This window comes from Kitasatospora sp. NPDC056181 (genome assembly GCF_042266225.1).
Classification (GTDB): Bacteria; Actinomycetota; Actinomycetes; order Streptomycetales; family Streptomycetaceae; genus Kitasatospora.
Genome location: NZ_JBHJUK010000350.1, coordinates 1 through 1,061, shown reverse-complemented (window position 1 = coordinate 1,061; position 1,061 = coordinate 1). Strand labels below are relative to the sequence as shown.

Annotated in this window: 1 protein-coding gene; it reads left to right on the top strand. The window is 71.2% G+C overall.

The window, feature by feature from the left end; genetic code table 11:
• A partial coding sequence (locus tag ACFC1F_RS43450) for a sugar ABC transporter ATP-binding protein (protein WP_376167367.1) occupies positions 1–1,061 on the top strand: 1,061 nt, incomplete at both ends.

Here is a 1,061-nt window from a genome sequence, read left to right as displayed (position 1 = left end):
AGCTGGAAGCAGCTGCGCGGCCGCGCCACCGAGCTCCTCGCCGATTACGGGGTCGACGTCGACCCGACCGCGCGCGCCGAGGACCTCACCGTCGAACAACGCCAGTTCGTCGAGATCGCCCGCGCCCTCTCCTTCGGTGCGCGCTTCATCATCCTCGACGAACCCACCGCCAAACTCGACGCCCGCGGCATCGACAAGCTCTTCGACAAGCTGCGCTCGCTCCAGCAGCAGGGCGTCGCCTTCCTCTTCATCTCGCACCACCTGCAAGAGGTCTACGACCTCTGCACCACCGTCACCGTCTACCGCGACGCCCGGCATATCATCACCGCACCCGTCACCGAACTCGACCAGCACGCCCTGGTGGAAGCGATGACCGGCGAGAGCACCCGCGACGCCGAACCCGCCTGGTCACCGGCCGGCCGCACACGCCCGGACAGCGACCCCCTCCTGGAGGTCGCCGGGCTGAGCCTGGACGGCGCCTACCACGACCTCTCCCTGACCGCACGTCCCGGCGAAGTCGTGGGCCTGGCCGGATCGGCCGCCAGCGGCAACGTCCGGCTCGGCGAAACCATCGCCGGCCTGCACCGCCCCCGGTCCGGCACGATCACCGTCAAAGGCCGCCCGGTGCGCACCGGCCACGTTCCCGCCGCCCTCGCGGCCGGCATCGGCTTCGTCCCCGAGGACCGGCACATCCAGGGCCTGGTCCCGCAGCGCAGCGTCGCCGAGAACGCCACCCTGACCGTCACCGACCAGCTCGGCCCCTTCGGCACGGTCCTGCCCTCCCGCACCCGCGCCTTCGCGGAGCGGATGATCGACGACCTCGACATCAAGACACCCGGCCCCTCCGCCCCGGTGGCCGCCCTGTCCGGCGGCAACCAGCAGAAGGTCGTCATCGCCCGCGCACTGGCCACCGACCCGCAGGTCCTGGTCGCCATCCGGCCCACCAACGGCGTGGACATCAAGTCCAAGGAATCCCTGCTCGGCACCGTCCGCGAAGTCGCCGACGCCGGCAGGAGCGCCCTGATCGTGTCCGACGAACTCGACGACCTGCGGGTCTGCGA